This is a genomic window from Pseudoalteromonas rhizosphaerae, assembly GCF_028885455.1.
In the GTDB taxonomy this organism is placed as follows: domain Bacteria; phylum Pseudomonadota; class Gammaproteobacteria; order Enterobacterales; family Alteromonadaceae; genus Pseudoalteromonas; species Pseudoalteromonas rhizosphaerae.
In genome coordinates this window covers 2990013-3006445 of sequence record NZ_CP118496.1, presented here as the reverse complement: position 1 = coordinate 3006445, position 16433 = coordinate 2990013, and the positions used below count along the sequence as shown (strand labels likewise).

The 16433-nt window shown below is 37.1% G+C and carries 17 protein-coding genes and 1 pseudogene; 11 read left to right on the top strand and 7 right to left on the bottom strand.

The features are described from left to right. Positions 1-215 precede the first annotated feature (215 nt). Positions 216-1574: a GGDEF domain-containing protein gene (locus PVK79_RS12945; protein WP_257325812.1), complete on the top strand. Its 1359-nt coding sequence runs from the start codon at positions 216-218 to the stop codon at positions 1572-1574. 62 nt (positions 1575-1636) lie between these two features. Here PVK79_RS12945 and PVK79_RS12940 read toward each other — a convergent pair whose 3' ends face one another. Together PVK79_RS12940 and PVK79_RS12935 are read right to left on the bottom strand one after the other, a co-directional pair. Continuing rightward, positions 1637-2464, bottom strand: coding sequence for a phytanoyl-CoA dioxygenase family protein (locus tag PVK79_RS12940; protein WP_257325810.1), 828 nt, complete (start codon positions 2462-2464; stop codon positions 1637-1639). Positions 2465-2579: 115 nt separating this feature from the next. Beyond that, positions 2580-3473: a LysR family transcriptional regulator gene (locus PVK79_RS12935; protein ID WP_149980968.1), complete on the bottom strand. Its 894-nt coding sequence runs from the start codon at positions 3471-3473 to the stop codon at positions 2580-2582. Positions 3474-3564: 91 nt separating this feature from the next. On the opposite strand from PVK79_RS12935, the gene PVK79_RS12930 reads away from it, so the two are divergent. From PVK79_RS12930 to PVK79_RS12920, 3 genes are all read left to right on the top strand, one after another. Further along, entirely contained in the window at positions 3565-4488 is a 924-nt protein-coding gene (locus PVK79_RS12930; RefSeq protein WP_145233037.1) for a DMT family transporter, read from the top strand. A gap of 169 nt (positions 4489-4657) precedes the next feature. Beyond that, positions 4658-4903, top strand: a complete 246-nt coding sequence (locus PVK79_RS12925; RefSeq protein ID WP_182734323.1) for a hypothetical protein — start codon at positions 4658-4660, stop codon at positions 4901-4903. Positions 4904-5441: 538 nt separating this feature from the next. Beyond that, positions 5442-7577: a pre-peptidase C-terminal domain-containing protein gene (locus PVK79_RS12920; RefSeq protein WP_257325806.1), complete on the top strand. Its 2136-nt coding sequence runs from the start codon at positions 5442-5444 to the stop codon at positions 7575-7577. A 251-nt stretch (positions 7578-7828) separates the two neighbouring features. On the opposite strand, the gene PVK79_RS12915 is transcribed toward PVK79_RS12920, so the two are convergent. Beyond that, a complete protein-coding gene (locus tag PVK79_RS12915; RefSeq protein WP_149980964.1) occupies positions 7829-8236 on the bottom strand; it encodes a hypothetical protein in 408 nt (135 codons plus the stop codon). Positions 8237-8579: 343 nt separating this feature from the next. On the opposite strand from PVK79_RS12915, the pseudogene PVK79_RS12910 reads away from it, so the two are divergent. The 6 genes and pseudogenes from PVK79_RS12910 to PVK79_RS12885 all read left to right on the top strand — a co-directional run. After that, a pseudogene (locus PVK79_RS12910) lies at positions 8580-8789 on the top strand (LexA family protein); the annotation flags it as partial. A 34-nt stretch (positions 8790-8823) separates the two neighbouring features. Then, positions 8824-10005 (top strand): hypothetical protein, encoded by a 1182-nt coding sequence (locus PVK79_RS12905; protein ID WP_257325804.1) that lies wholly within the window; start codon positions 8824-8826, stop codon positions 10003-10005. A gap of 1 nt (position 10006) precedes the next feature. Continuing rightward, positions 10007-10543 (top strand): hypothetical protein, encoded by a 537-nt coding sequence (locus tag PVK79_RS12900; RefSeq protein WP_257325802.1) that lies wholly within the window; start codon positions 10007-10009, stop codon positions 10541-10543. A 17-nt stretch (positions 10544-10560) separates the two neighbouring features. Next, the gene (locus PVK79_RS12895; protein WP_257324454.1) at positions 10561-11820 is read left to right on the top strand and encodes an IS4 family transposase; all 1260 of its coding nucleotides are present in this window, start codon (positions 10561-10563) and stop codon (positions 11818-11820) included. 240 nt (positions 11821-12060) lie between these two features. After that, a complete protein-coding gene (locus PVK79_RS12890; protein WP_274803885.1) occupies positions 12061-12438 on the top strand; it encodes a putative phage abortive infection protein in 378 nt (125 codons plus the stop codon). 22 nt (positions 12439-12460) lie between these two features. Next, the gene (locus tag PVK79_RS12885) at positions 12461-12739 is read left to right on the top strand and encodes a winged helix-turn-helix domain-containing protein (protein ID WP_257325800.1); all 279 of its coding nucleotides are present in this window, start codon (positions 12461-12463) and stop codon (positions 12737-12739) included. A 9-nt stretch (positions 12740-12748) separates the two neighbouring features. Here PVK79_RS12885 and PVK79_RS12880 read toward each other — a convergent pair whose 3' ends face one another. The 4 genes from PVK79_RS12880 to PVK79_RS12865 form a co-directional block, all read right to left on the bottom strand. Beyond that, the gene (locus tag PVK79_RS12880; RefSeq protein WP_257325798.1) at positions 12749-13222 is read right to left on the bottom strand and encodes a DUF4760 domain-containing protein; all 474 of its coding nucleotides are present in this window, start codon (positions 13220-13222) and stop codon (positions 12749-12751) included. Positions 13223-13249: 27 nt separating this feature from the next. Continuing rightward, positions 13250-13642 (bottom strand): acetyltransferase, encoded by a 393-nt coding sequence (locus PVK79_RS12875; RefSeq protein WP_257325796.1) that lies wholly within the window; start codon positions 13640-13642, stop codon positions 13250-13252. A 137-nt stretch (positions 13643-13779) separates the two neighbouring features. Then, positions 13780-13956: a hypothetical protein gene (locus PVK79_RS12870; RefSeq protein ID WP_257325795.1), complete on the bottom strand. Its 177-nt coding sequence runs from the start codon at positions 13954-13956 to the stop codon at positions 13780-13782. Between the two features lie 169 nt (positions 13957-14125). After that, the gene (locus PVK79_RS12865) at positions 14126-14476 is read right to left on the bottom strand and encodes a hypothetical protein (protein WP_257325794.1); all 351 of its coding nucleotides are present in this window, start codon (positions 14474-14476) and stop codon (positions 14126-14128) included. Between the two features lie 489 nt (positions 14477-14965). Here PVK79_RS12865 and sbcB point away from each other — a divergent pair, with 489 nt between their 5' ends. Then, the gene (gene sbcB / locus PVK79_RS12860; RefSeq protein WP_182731262.1) at positions 14966-16411 is read left to right on the top strand and encodes an exodeoxyribonuclease I; all 1446 of its coding nucleotides are present in this window, start codon (positions 14966-14968) and stop codon (positions 16409-16411) included. Positions 16412-16433 lie beyond the last annotated feature (22 nt).

The window sequence follows — 16433 nt, the reverse complement described above, 5'->3', positions numbered from 1 at the left end:
CCTCACAAGGCACGCCTGCAATATTACGAACTCAATCGTCAAGTAAGTACACGGTTGATCAACTGCACATCTTCTCTATTAAATAAAGTATCTAATAACTTTGATTAATCTGTCCTAAGGTTAGTTAATTAATGCTTGCTGTGGTCAGACTGAATAAGCTAGATTACGCGCTTTTTAAACTATACTTGAGGGACTATTAAGCAGTGAGGAACTTTATGTCGGTATTCAACTGGTACAATGCGTCAATAAAGCAAAAAATTGGTGGATTATTTGTTTTTTTATTAACGTTTTTGTTTTGTGTTATTGTTTTTTCGGCCTATAAAGTAAATCAAATAGAACGTGAAATGCGCGTAGTGGCTTTTCTGGATATTCCGTTAAGTCAGTTAATGCAACAAGTGGAGTTCATAGAGCTTGAACAACACCTGCAATTTGAGCAATTTCAACTAAAAAACCAAATGGGTGATAAGCCGCTCAACCCACATCAACAATTTGCTTTTGAAAAACAAAAAATAAAACAATTGCTCGATAAAGCGGTAGCAATGATTAATCACTCATTAGCATTAAAAGAAGTCATATTACAGCCTGAAGCACATCAAAAAGTGGCCACCACAATTGAAAACTATACGCAAAAAAGTGACGAGTTCGAAAACTATTTAGAAAATGTTTACCAACAAAATCAACTTACTGAGCAAGCGCGGTTGCAAGTCGAAACAATGGCAACTGAGCTAGAAAGTGCAGAAAAGCAAATAATAGCGCAATTAAATAAATTAACCTCTGATGATGCGTATTACACAGATCAGCACGAAAAAGACTTTCTATTTGTCAGCAGCTTACTCGGTATATGCGCCATCATCCTCGGCTTGCTGTTAACGACCTTTATTATTCAAATTATTTTACGTCGTATTCAACGCATCCAATCTAATATCGAAACGTTAAACTCTTCTGTTGAACACCATGAGTTACCTTTGGAACTTCAGAAAAAGATCAAAACTAAAGATGAGCTTGCAGCATTAGAACACGATATAAAAATTGTTATATCACGTTTGAATCAGGAAATGACTAGCCGTGAGGAAATTGAAAAACAATTAATAATATTAGCAACCCAAGATCGTTTAACCGGTGTATTTAACCGACACAAGTGGGAAGAACAAATAGAAAACCAGATCAATATGGCAGCACGAAGCGAATATCTATTTGCTTTAATAATATTGGATATTGATCACTTTAAACAAGTTAACGACCAATTTGGCCATCAAATAGGTGATAAGTTATTAAAACATCTAGCTACACAATTACAGCAACAAATACATGCCATGGATATGCTGTTTCGTATCGGTGGCGAAGAGTTTGCAATTATTTCCCCCACACAAGATAAGCAACAAGCCCATCAACTTGCAGAGCGATTACGAGTGTATATTAGCGAATTAGATGAAGTGAGCTTACCTAAAGTGACCGCAAGCTTTGGGGTAACATGTTATCAGGCAGATGACTCGAGTTCAGTTATTTTTAATCGCGCAGATAAAGCACTCTATGAGGCAAAAGCACAAGGTCGTAATTGTATCGTAGTCGCTTAACTTGTATTGGCTGTATTATTTAGGCTGGCTTTACACACATGTAAATACCTATGTTGATACTGTTAACTGGCAAACTCAATACAATATTCTGCCGGCTCTATTTGTACTTGAGTTACATACAAATCATTGGGTAGCTGCACATTATTAGCCATATCAGCTGAATTAAGCGCGTTGAGGTTAGCCATTAACGCTTGCCGCTTTTCGACCCACTCACTAGGAAAGCACGGATTATCAATAAAATGTGATACTGCTCTGAACTCAAAGTAGATCGTTCTACGTATAGCTGAACCTTTCTGTCTTCCTGATGCATGAACCGTGTTTACATGGTGAATTACCACATCCCCTGCATTGGCCGTAATATCCACACTTTGTAATTGTGCAATGGATAGCTGGCGCTTTAAATCACACACACTTGCTTGGCTACAATGAGACTGCGGGATCACTGTTAACGCCCCTTGCTGCGCTATTGCATCATCTAAATACACCCCCACGGTAAAAATAGGCTCTTGAGTTCTCACCGCCATATCGCGGTGCCAATCAAATCCGCGTGCATCTAATGAATTTTTTATCACAAGTGACTCATAGCTAGGTAAAACAGCTTCGCCGATAATCGCTTCAACGTAACTCATTAGTTCGGTTTGCGCTAGCAGTTGAGCAAATTGTGGCTGAAATTGAAAAAGCTCATTAACGCGATACACAAAAGGCTCATCTGCAGTTTGCATAACAGCAATATTATCCAATGGTAAACCGGCTACATAGTGTGACTGTGCTTGAGCAACCAGCTCATCACAAAAGTGCTGCAGTTTTGTGATTACACTTGGTTTAAGTACTTGTTTAATTTTTACAAAACCCTGCTGCTTAAACCGTTCAACCACTAAATTGGTTTGCATATTTAATATCTCCTTTTAATATACAGGTACTTAAATTTGTAGTCCGGCGCTATTAATAACTAAACAGGCTGTATTTCACTTGCCCAACAGTTCAGAAAAGTAATAAAAAAGCATACTAACCTTGCTCAAATCTAGCTAGCACATATTCGATGAATAATCTGACGCGCAATGGTATATGGTCACGATCCCGATATAACATAAATAAAGTGCGTGCCTTGCTTTGCCAATCAGGCAAAACATGCTGAAGCTCACCTTGAGCTATCATTGGTAATGCATAATAGTCAGGAATATAACCAATCCCCAAGCCTTTTTTAACCGCGTGTGTGAGCATTTGAATTTCATCAAGCTCTAAACGAATGCCCTTACTGGGTTGAAAATCATAAGCGTCATCATTTTGTTTATTTACTAATTGCCAAATAGACATCGGCTGGCAAATCACAGCGCTTTTTGCACATAAATCAGTGGGATGCTTAACACTGTCGGCCACCGTCTGCGAATTACTGCACAAAATAAAGTGAATATCTTTTAGTGGCCTCGCAATCCAATTATCAACCACCGTATTACCCACCCTAAACACCACATCCATTGCTTGCGCTTCAATATCAATTAAAGTATTCGAGAGCCTAATATCTAGTTGGATCTCAGGATATTGCAGTAAAAAATCATAAAAAATATCCCTTAAAAATTGCGAGCCGGCATTAATAGGTGCACTGATTATGATCTTACCTTTCGGTTGATTCTTCTCGATATGAAGATCATCATTAATGCCATCTAACTCAGCAAACAATGCACTCGAACGTTGGTAATACAGCTCCCCCATATGGGTCAGCGATACGCGATGAGCATCACGGTTTAACAATCTAAGCTGTAAATCATCTTCAAGTTGTCGAATACGACGGCTCAATGTTGATAAAGGCACTGATAAAGCCAGTGCAGCATCTTTAAAACTTTTTAAATGGGCAACAATACAAAAATAGCGTAAATCGTCTAGTGAATATCTATATTTCATTTTTGGAATCTACTCTATTATTTTTGCTTGTTTATCCACATTATGGAAAGTAATACACTTGCCGCAACTTTTCAACATCTCTGGATTGCTGATGAACTTCTCAGCCAACACAAAAGCTATTTTACTCCTGTTATTATGTGCATTTTTTTGGGGAAGTTGTTTTCCTATTGGTAAACATGCATTAAATCAAGTACACGCACTGACTTTAGTATTTTGGCGCTTTAGTATTGCCGCAATCTGCTTGGCTATCTACTTAAAAATAATTAACAGTACAAAACCAAGTTTAACGTTCAACCAATGGGCTTGGGTGATTATTGTTAGTGCTGTTGGCGTAGGTGGCTTAAACCTCGGTTTATTTACCGGGCTGGAACATACCAGTGCCGCAAACGGCTCGTTAATAATGGCGCTGAGCCCACTTGCAACCTCATTAATAAGCTCAGTTGCAAAGCGCTCAATGCCTACTGCAGCACAATGTTTTAGCTTAATCGTTAGCCTATCAGGTGTATTATTAGTTATCACCAATGGCGACTTAGCCGTGCTTTTGAATATGCAAATCAATGCCGGCGACAAAATGATCTTTTTAGGTATGTTAGCTTGGAGTTCATACACTTACTTTAGCCAAGGTATCAATCAGTACATGCCTGTATTGCCTTATACTTTTGTTAGTATGCTAAGTGGTGCAACAATCATTGGCTTAATGTGTTTAGTGACCGCCAATGTACACCCGCTTAGCGAACTCAGTAATAGCTCAATGGTAGGTATTATCGATGTTATTTATATTGGCTTATTTGGAACTGTTGCCGGCTATCTTCTGTGGCTTAATGGCATACGCCAACTTGGCTCAGCGAATGCGTCGTTATTTTTTAACTTCGTTCCGGTATTTGCCATGTTAACAGCATTTTTGATGGGCCAACCAATTACAGAACTACAATTAATTGGCATTATTGTTGTGATCATCGGCTTATTAATGCCACGAATTGTTACCCCAAAACGCATTCCTGAACCTTGTAAATAACAAGTAATACAGCACCAGCTTATGAGATAGCGATGGGTTAACTGCAACTCTATCGCTATTTAACCGCGTATTATTTTAGGATAAACAGGTAAGTGTGGCAGTTACTCTTTAAATAGAAAGAGTTACAATAATGCATTAGCAGCACACATAAACACCAAAGAGCAAAAAAATGAAAAATAACGACACCTTTAAAACTATCGCCACCTTAATTTTTAAGCAGCTTTATCAGCAGTTTCCAACACCAGTCAATTTAGAGCCAAAAGCTATTATAGAAAGTGCATCAGCAGAGCAAATCGAATCAGTTAAAGGCACGATTGCGTTTCTTAACTACGAAGGCTATATTTTTGCTACCCCGAGCGCGACTTTTTTATTAACTGAAAAAGGCTTTGATCACGCTTTATGCCCAAAGTTTTAAACATTAAGTCAATACATTAGCCTATGTTAATTAAGATTAATCACAACCAACACTATATAAATAGTACTCACTAAAAATAACATTACGACGACCAAATAGACTTCTAATAACTTTTATTACCTTGAGGTGAAACTCTTTGGCTGGACTATTAATAGTTAAAAAACCTTCAGTAAAGAACACGTTTAGTTATATTTAGCTCACTAAACGTGTTTAAAAACATAAAAACGCACACTTATATTTACATTAAATTTACAAAATAAAAACATTAAACATACACGTGTAACCAGCTCATTTGTTGTTAACCATCACATTTTTGTTTTCAACTGGATAACAAACAAGTTTTTTTATTGACTTTATTGCACTTATTGGAGGTTCTAAATATTTCACGCAATTTATTGGCATTGATTAAAATTCACTCTAGATTTTGCTTTAGCAATTGGGTACTGATTATTTGCTAAGATTTTTATGAATCAAACATGCAATTAATCATTAGTTTTACATCAAACAGTCGGTAAATTAACTATGGTAGGAAATAAAAATGAAAAAATGTAAATATGCAGCATTAATTGCCATTGCCATCTATGGCCAACACAGTATTGCTGAAGTCGATGAACTGACTATTATGCAACATACCAATCAAGCAGCAAAAAAAACGACAATCGGTGCACAAGCCGATACTCATTTAAAACTCTCTAAGCAATTTGTAAATATTCAAAGCCAAGTAATCAGCCATACAATCAGTCATCCCGGTGCTGATTATATAAAAGTACATTTTAGTCGGGTGCAACTCAGTGGTAATGCAAAACTAGTCGTCAGAAACCAAGATAACACTGAACGATACGAATATAGTAGTGACAACATGAATGCTGCAACAATTGATGATGTTAAAGGTGATGACGGGGTGCATTCGTTTTCAGCTATGTCGGTCTCTAATGACAGCGTTATCATTGAATATTACCCCGACCCGACACTCAGTAAACAACAAACCCAGTTTGGCATTATTGATAGTTATTTTTATGGCACCGAAAGTGATATAACTACGAATACAGAGTTAAATAATGGCAATGAACCAGCGCTATTATCAACCTGTGGCGTTAATGAACGAAAAGATGTGCAATGCTGGGCTGATTCCCATCCAATAGAGTTTGACCGAAGCCGACCTATTGCGCGCTTAGTGATCGGTGGGCGCAGTTTATGCACGGGCTGGCGCGTTGGGAGTGATAATAAATTATTTACTAATAATCATTGTATTGAGACCGCATCAGAACTTGCCTCAACGGAAGTATGGTTTAATTATCAAAATAAAAGCTGTAATGGCTCAACTAAAGAAACTGTCGTAAAAGTCACGGGGAATGAGTTTTTTAAAACCGATTACACGCTCGATTATACTTTGTTCAGTGTTAATGATTTTAGCACTATCGAGCAATTTGGTTATTTAGGGCTAGATGTACGAAACGCGCAACAAAGTGAACGCATATATATTCCACAACATGGATCCGGTAACCCCAAAGAACTTGCAATAGAGTCAGATCAAGACAATGATGGTTTATGCCAAGTTAATGCTCCTTCAACAAATGGCCGTGGCAACAACACAGATATAGGATATTATTGCGATACCATTGGTGGCTCATCTGGTTCGCCTGTTGTAGCTGCATCAAGCAATCGTGTTATTGCATTGCATCATCTAGGTGGCTGCTACAACAAAGGAGCTAAAATAAGTAAAATTTGGCCTCAAGTAGCCAGCTATTTTAACGGTACTGTGCCCATTGGCGATAATGATGGTAATACCCCTCCTGCGCCTACGGCCCGTTTTGAATACAATTGTGATCAATTGCAATGTAACTTTGATGCTACTGGTTCCAGCTCTTCGGGCACAATAACTAATTACAGCTGGGATTTTGGCGATAATCAAATAGACAGTGGCGCAACTGTACAGCACACCTTCACTTCTACTGGAAACTACAACGTTTCTGTAACCGTTCAAGATAGCAATAACAACACCAACACACTAGCTCAGCTAGTCAGTGTTTCTGATGGTACGTCATCTGACATTGAGTTAAATAAAGGCCAAGCATTACCAGGTCTTAATGCAACAAGAAACCAAGAAAGTATCTATTTTATTGATGTGCCAGCTGATGCCAATAATATTATGATGAGCATATCAGGTGGTAACGGCGATGCAGACCTATACGTTAAGAAAGGCGCTAAGCCCACCACTTCAGACTATGACTGTCGGCCCTTTAAAAATGGTAACGAAGAAATCTGTACAGTTAACCTAGGAGAGGGTCGCTATTATATTATGCTCAAAGCCTATAGCAGCTACAATAATGTCACTATCATGGCTGATTATAAAAACAGTACACCACCGACGGGAGATAGCACAATTATTACCTCTCGCGCCTATGGATTTCCCGGTTTTTGGCAACGATACAGCTATCTGGTTCCTACAGGAAAAACATCTGTAACAATAAGTACAGCAGGCAGCCAAGGAGATATAAGCCTATATGTAAATGCAGATGGTGCAGTCACGCAAACAAAGTATGATTGCCAGTCAAAAAATCCCGGCAGCAACGAAAGCTGTACTTTAGCTGTTAACGCTGGTCAATCGTTACAAATCGGGTTACTAGGGATAGTCAGTTATGACTGGGTTAAACTAGTCGCTACTGCACAGTAAAATAACATTACTCCCCTTGTACAAAGCACTTCAGCGCCCTCTGAAGTGTTTTTATTTTTTACTAGTTTAGATAAAGCCCCACTCTACAACTTAAAATTTAATATATTTAGTACAGCTAAACTGAGGCCAGTAAATACGTAAATAAATAAGTGAATTTTACGGTTGGCTCAGAAGAGAAACACTTTAAAAAAACAAAAAACCACGTTGGCTTAGCCTAACGTGGTTTTGTCTTTAATCGTTTATAAAAACTATTATAGAGAAAGGTACTCTTTAGCGCGCGTCAGGTTATGAGAAACCATTTCGCTATCAGCGATTTGTGCCGCTTCGTATAAATCAGAAAGACCAGCCGTATCATTGTTTGCCATCATACGTGACACACCACGGTTGCTTAATGCAAATGACGTTAGCTCGCGAACTTTCATACGTGGACCATTACTTTGCTTTAGCAATGCAATTGCTTTGGTACAAATTTCATCTGCTTGTGCATAATTTTTTGATTTCACATTTAATGCGCAGTTATTAAATGATTGTTCAACTGGCTGAGACGCTGCCGCATTATCAATAATCATTAATTTGTAATCACTTTGATCAGCCATAACAGCCGCTGAGCAAGTAAATAATGAGCCAAGTGCGATGGTTTTGATTAGTGAACGTTTCATGATTATATTCCTATTTGGTTTGAGTCGTGTCATGTCGGCTCTGTTGCCGACAACTGAACTTTAGAGTGTTGGCTCAATTTCGACAAACGATAAAACTAAACCCGATAAGTGAAGAAAATTAACTTATAGACTTTAGTCTAATAAACGAACTGATCTTCTATTTATTAACGGCATTAAATTGTTCATATACGCCTGACAATGAAATATTACTGGACTTGTACGTAATCGCTATTAGTATTGAATACAATACTAGCTGTGGACTTTATACTTAGTTTCAACAACTTAATTATAAAATTTCCTTTTAAGTTGTAATTATGGGATCCAAGTTCAATGATGGCGATTTTTTGTAGACCCTGAAGCCGAATGCATTCACGGTTCTTACGTAGTAGCCCGCCTAGACAACGACAACCAAGCCACATTTAAACAGCTAATAATTGAAGGTGGCCACAAATTCTTAAAAGCCGCCAACCCCAACTGGCCAGAGCAATTAATCCCAATTAATGGGAATTATACGTTGGTTGGTAAGGTAATCTTTACGGGTAAGTCGCTTTAAAACGATTAATAACAATAAAATTAAAGGACTAATTATGTTTTTTGAAAAACAAAATAATCTCACTGTGCTAGAACACACGCTAAATAAGTATTGGGATAATGGCGAACGGTTACAATTTAAGAATAACTTTGATGTTGACGATAATAACTTTAGTCTTTTTGTTGACTCATTATCGATAATTAAAGAGATTTATAACCAGCCTAAAACTTGGGATAAATTCACTTTAGTTCAAACTCAGGTATCAACTGAATTAATCGATATATGCCAATATTTCAATAAACTGGATGCTAATCATAATCTAAACTTACAGAACCCGATAGAAATAATTTACTTGTGCTGTATAAGGTTATTTTACGAGGTCGATTTTAGAAGAAATGAAGAACTCGTGTATAGCACTCTTTTCAGTGAGCAATCTTTAGAAAAAGTAAAAGTTAATGCTGCTAATTATTCAAAAAATGAATATTTCAGTTCTCACTTCAGAAAAAAAGTGAATGACATAGTATTTTCTGTCCCCTATGATATTTTGAAGAACCTATTCAACTCAAAAGAAATAAAATTATTCTCTGAATTCGATGAAAAAAATGAGGTTGCCAACTCTACGCTTGGAAAAATTGATTCCTATGCAGATACAATTACCGAAAGAATAAATAAGTTTAATAATGAACTAAGCGAGAAAGAGCAAACCGTAAATAGCTTAAAAGAAACGTTAGATAAACAAGAAACTGCATTTAACTTTGTAGGTTTATATGACGGATTTAATAAACTGTTAAAAACAAAAATTTTAGAATCGAGGATACTGTTAGGCTCATTGGTTACAATGGGTATCATTATGATAGTTCCATTATTATGCACTATTTTTGGCTGGCTACCTGAAAATATACTAAAAGACGAAGAAGCAATTTCTCACTTGTTGAAACTAGTTCCATTTATTTCGTTAGAAGTATTACTTATTTATTTTTTTAGAGTAATACTCCAAAACTATAAATCCGTAAAAGCCCAAATACTTCAAATTGAGCTAAGACAAACACTTTGTCAATTTATTCAAAACTACGCTGATTACTCTAAAGACATTAAAAAAGATGACCCTGCTGTTTTAGAAAAGTTCGAAAATCTTATATTTAGCGGGATTATCAGCGATGCTGAAAACCTCCCGAGCACATTTGATGGCATGGATCAGATAGGTAAACTATTTAGCACACTTAAAGGTAAGGGATAGCATGGAAAAGCTCATTAAAAAAATTTGTATAACCGCTGCAATAGCTGCATTAATAGCTATAGGTACTTTCATCTCTCATTTTGGGTTAGGTTTCGCATCTAATATTGGTAACTGGGGTGCAGTTGGTGACTTTTTTGGTGGTGTACTAAACCCCACGTTCGCCCTACTCAGCTTAATTTTAATTGCTTATACACTAATGCAAAATAAAAAAGCGCTAGAGCAAAGCGAAAAAGCAATCGAGCAAGGCACCAAAGCAATAGAACAGAATGAAAAAGCACTTCAAGTGAGTAATAAAGAGCTAGAACTTACCCGTAACGAACTTGCAAACTCATCTGATGCATTAAAAGAGCAAGCTAGCTTATTAGCTGTGCAGAGCTTTGAAACTACGTTTTTTAATATGTTAGATTTACACAATAAACTACTAAGTAACATTTTCTACGGTGATGGCAAATCTTATGAAATTATCATAGGTTGGATCTTAAGAAACTTGAAGTTGAACTCTGTTAATGATCAAATAGTTACGCCAATAAAAACATGACCAAAAACAGAGTTCACATGCAGATTAACCAAGTTTCAAATCAATTAAAAGCCCTTATCTCAGAAAAACACCTCATTGAGCTTGCAAAAACCTCCGGATTTCAAGTTCGACACCGTTGCCTGTCGATCGTTTCTCTGCTCAAAGCTGTGTTCAAAAGCTTATCTTGCCTGCAAGACGCTAACTTGTCAGATATCCATCAGAACCTGCGAACGCAGGCCAATTGCACGATAAGTTATAAACCCTTTCATAATCAAATTCGAAAACCAGCCTTGACTGAGCTAGTCCGTGAACTCGTTATTCAAGCGATGTCTAAATTGACTGTAAACACGCTGGATAAAACCTTTTTTACCCAGCGAGGAATACAGCGAGTGTTATTGCAAGATGGCTCTTCATTTGCTCTACATTATGAATTAGCGCAGGTTTTTGCTGGTCGCTTTACTGCGATAAGTCCTGCCGCAATTGAGTTACATCTTACTTATGACCTATTTAACGAACAGCCTTGTGAAATAGATATCCGTCCTGATGTTGAAACCGAGCGAGCCTTTTTACCGGGTAGTCACACACTTGAAGATACGTTATTACTTGCTGATGCAGGGTATTTTGACTTAGATTACTTTGAACAAGTATCTCAAGATGGCGGCTACTTTTTGGTCAGAGCGAATAAAAACATCAACCCAACCGTCACATCTGCTTATTGCGCGGGCGTAGAGCTTAAAGAAAAGCATATTAAACTCAAAACCTTGCTCAAAAAGCGTGCTAGTCAGCCACTTGAGTTAACAGTACGCTGGAAGAAAAATGGACCCGAGTACAGGCTTATTTATCTACCCGATGAAAAGCGCCCTGTTTTCCTTGTTACTAATTTAAAAGAAACACAGTTTAACTTTGATGAGTTACTCGATATATACGCGACTCGTTGGCAAATCGAGTTACTTTTCAAAGAGCTAAAGTCATGGAATAACCTTAAGGGATTCATCACAAGAGACCCACACATTGCAGAATCGCTGGTTTGGCTGAGCATACTGCAAACACTTATCAAGCGTTTTATCTGCCATAGTGCAGCGACGATATTTAAGTGTGCGATCTCGACATTTAGAGCGAGCAAGTGCAGTTATCTTTGGTTGGATGATGTTTTGGATTGCATAGAGCAAACACGGTGCAGCCACAAGATACACCGTGTACTAAAGCTACTAGCGGTAAATTGTAAGCGTCAATCCATTGAAAAAGAAAGTGACATTTGCCGTTTTAAAATAGGAAGTCACGCGATCAATGTTCCTTAAGAACTAAGGTATGATGAAATTATTAAAGATGAATTAGATATAACTTATTATACAGATGGCTCATTTTATAACGAAGACAAAAAACATAAAGGGTTAGATTCAGTAGAACGATTACTTATTGCTATTAAAAGTGCTTTTGAAGATGAAAAAAACCAAGCAACTGTACTTTTTATTTTCAATACTATTTATAAATTTGAAAACAAAGCTTTTGGTAGCTATTTTAGAAACCTGTACCAAATTTTGAAATTAATAAAAAACAGTTTTCCAGATATAGATGTTCAAAAAAAGTATAGCAATATTCTTAGAGCTCAATTATCAAACCAAGAATTATCATTATTGCTTTTAAACTGCCTATGCCCTCATGTGGATAATGGCCAGTTTAGAAAATTAGTAATTCACTTCGAACTACTCGAACATTTAGATATCACCTACACTTTAGGTAGTGATTACATCGCAACTTTTACAATAAATAACCCAACCATGCATTTGACTAGTAATGAAATCGACCTGTACTTTTCAACAGATACCAGTGGCAAACTCATTAAGTCTGCTTTTGGGCAAAACGCTCAAATTATCAGCTATTGCAAAGATCAAAATTATATAGATAAAAATATTTAACAACTAAAGAAGTTAATAAAATATGGTTTTAAGTAAAACAAAGAGCTCTTTTTATAGAAGACTATTAATCGCTAGCTTGATTGAGCGTGGGTTTAATACTATTCCTAAAATAATGGACGAAATTGAAATTCCTCGGCGAACAGCGCAAGATACAATCTCTGCGCTGGAGGAATTAGATATTGAGTGTATTTTTATAGGTGCTCCCAAGAACGGCTACTATGAAATTCGCTCTTGGGGGGCTATTGATAAAAGCTGGGTAATGAACAATACCGTTAAGCTAATGGAAACACTTAGCTATTAATTTTAAAACCTATATTCCTTTTCTGACTTTCCACTGTAAACAAAGGTACTCTAAGTTTATATAAGCTGATTGATTTCGTTTTTTTACTTCAACAATATAAGATCTTAGATAATCATGAATATTCAAAACCAATGATGAAAGGGAACTATATAAGAACTCTTCATCATAAATATTATGTCTAACCCCTGCGGCCATTCTTTCAAACTCATTTAAAACTGTTCTAATGGCATTGGCTTCATCTGTACTCATATCTTTTATTGCGTATTCTGAAAGTGGTTTGTCTAGCCTATTATCTAAAAGTACAGCCAAAGTCTTCAATGAGCCATGAAATAGCTTATTTTCACTGAGTCCTTGAGAGAAAGACAAAGACTTTTCAAGTCTCTTCTCTTGTTTTTGAACTTTAATACCATAAAGAGCGACTAGTGCAGCTAATGGTATTGTAATTGGCGCGATAGCCGCAACTTTTAGTAAAAAATCATACATATTTACCTTCAATACTATTATTTAGTATCACCTAACGAACCTATACATGGTAATTAAGCGTTCTGCTGGATTATCTATCAGAATATTAAACTCAGCGTTTTGATATAACGATACTAATTTATCTACTTTTTCACATTCAAGTATGATTACTCTACCACCAACAAGTTGATTTGCTTTATCTATAATTGTGTAGGCTTCTTCGAGAATTAGATCCAGATTAATTGGGTTATCTTTGATTGAGTCATTCTTACCTACTTGGCCAATAAGGTAAGCATTTACACGGTCGCTATTTTTGCAAATACCATCAAGCCTTTTGCGTAAATTTTTACTTATCGGCTTTTCATTATCTTGATTAAGGTGGATTTCTTTTAGAGATAGAGAGAAATAAGCGAGTATTTGCCCATCATCATCGAGGATCAAAGACGTGCGTGATTTAGATGTATTTTCAAGGCGGATTGATTTATTGGGATCTGTTAAGAAGGACTGAACATCTGTGTTTTTATTACTGCAAAAACTAGAAAGGAGTTGATGTAATTCTTTTTCATCAAACTCCTCTATTAGATCTGAGAGTGGGACAACCGTTGTCTTAATAACGCAATTCCTTTTACTCTATCTGCCTCATGGTTACGGTTATTAGTTGTAACTTTATGGGCTTTTTTGCAGTTTTCTTTAAACGCTCTGATTGCGTTTGGGTCTGTTACTACAAAGTTTTTTTCAAATGACGTGGTAGCCATAACAAGCTCCTTAATGCCGTTTTGATAACCTTTTATACTGTATACATAATTTTGTATGCACTGTAATATAATAAAGCTATTGACGACTATGTCAATAATTTTGTATGCACAAGTATCTTGGTGTATGCTGCCGTTTCTATTTCTTTTGCAGCTCTATTTTTATTGCATCCTAAATGAGCTGACAATATAAAGCGTAACCTTCTGCCTGCTCTTTTATCCAATCGTGTTTGTTGTATACGGCAATTACTCCACGCATTGTGTGGCCTAACATTTTTTCGGTTACATGTGGTGCAACACCATTTTCGCTTAGCAATGTTGAGATTGAACGGCGGATGGCTTTATTTGTTTTTGAGTTTTCAGGTGGTAAGGTCCAAATATTGTTTTCAAAATCGAAATGTCCCACTTGGCTAAACGAATCTCTGATTGCCGTGCACCGGTTATATAAATTAGCTGCAAATATGCTTTTAAGCTCTTTCTCGTCGTAACAACCTGAAAATAAGCAATTGATGATGAATTCCATCTGAGCAATAGGAAAGCTTTAAAGTATAGAACATGATGAAAAGGTAAAAAACATTCGTGGCTAAAGCACACTCCTACTTATAGGGCCAAAAAGCTCAACAACAATTTAAATATTGCTTTTAATTTAGAACACTGATTTATAAAAACTTTAACGCTGATACTCGCCCTTGTTTTCTCGACCAAAAAATGCGCCAGCAAGCTTAACGCCTACGATAATGCTCTTGTAGCTCGCAGTAAAATTTTTTCAGGCTAAAACTCAACCGACAATTGAATGTATTCATAGTTATGAGTTTTTAAGCAGGATTTTCTTTTAATGATTAATTAGGTTTCGCAATACTTAAGACAAGCTACCCGAGAATAGTATGATTACCATCATTTCATCATCCAAACCTATAAACTCCCTCGCCTGTATGCCATAATCTAAATAATTCATGAATTTAGTAACTTGGCGGTATTGCAACCGCTTCAAGCTAACTTAAAGGGTTTTTAAATGGCTTATCAAGAGCAAAATCAAGCAACAATCTACTGGCACGATTATGAGACCTGGGGGGCGAGTCCGCAAAAGGATAAGCCGAGCCAGTTTGCGGGTGTTCGTACTGATCTTGATTTAAACATTATTGGTGAGCCGCTGATTGAATATTGCAAACCTGTAGCTGATTATTTACCGCATCCTGAGGCATGTTTGATCACCGGTATTACTCCGCAAGTGGCGATGCAAAAAGGTTTAGTTGAGGCTGACTTTATTGCCAAAATTCATGCTGAATTTAGTGTGCCGAATACCTGCGTGGCCGGTTATAACAGCATTCGTTTTGATGATGAAGTAAGCCGTTATAGCTTTTACCGTAACTTTTACGACCCTTACGAACGCGAATACAAAAACAATAACAGCCGCTGGGATATTATAGATTTAGTGCGTGCTTGTTATGCACTGCGCCCTGAAGGTATTGAATGGCCGTTAAAAGAAGATGGCAGCCCAAGCTTTAAGTTGGAACATTTAACGGTTGCCAATGGCATTGAACACGCTGCGGCACATGATGCACTAAGCGATGTAACCGCGACGATTGCTTTGGCTAAACTAATAAAAGAAAAACAGCCAAAACTGTATAACTTCTTTTTTAGTTTGCGCGGTAAAAAAGCCTTAGCTGAGTTAGTTGATGTATTTAATATGACGCCGCTGGTGCATACTTCATCACGTATTCCTGCGACCCAAGGCTGTACCAGTTGGATTGCCCCGATGAGCTTTCATCCGACTAATAAAAATGCAGTAGTGTGTTTTAACTTAACCGAAGATCCACAGGTATTACTCGATTTATCAATTGAAGAATTGCGCACCCGCCTTTATACCAAGCGCAGTGAGCTTGCCGATGATGAACTGCCTGTTGGTTTAAAACTGGTACATTTAAATAAATGCCCTATTTTAGCGCCGGCTAAAACCTTATTACCTGAAAACGCCGCCCGTTTAGGCATTGACCGCGAGCAGTGTTTAAAAAATCTTGCGATTTTAAAAGCCAACCCAAGTCTTCGCGATAAAGTGACTGAAGTATTTAACGATAAGCCCGATTACGGTAAAACCACCAATACTGATTACATGTTATACGACGGCTTCACCAGTCATGCTGATAAAGCTAAATTTGCCATTATCCGTGATGCCAGCCCTGAGCAATTAGCGGGTATGAAGTTGGATTTTGAAGATAAAAAGTTTGATAACTTATTGTTTAAATACCGTGCCCGTAACTGGCCGCAATCGCTTAATCAAGATGAACTTGATCAGTGGCGTCAATATTGCCAAAACAAATTAATGCATGGTGAAGATCAACCATCGATCAGCGCACAAGATTTTATGGTTACGCTAGAAAATCTCGCCCATGAACATGACGATAATGAAAAAAATCTGACTATTCTAAAAGCGCTTTATAACTACGCGCAAAGTATGTAGTTTGCAGAGATTTAAAGCCGCG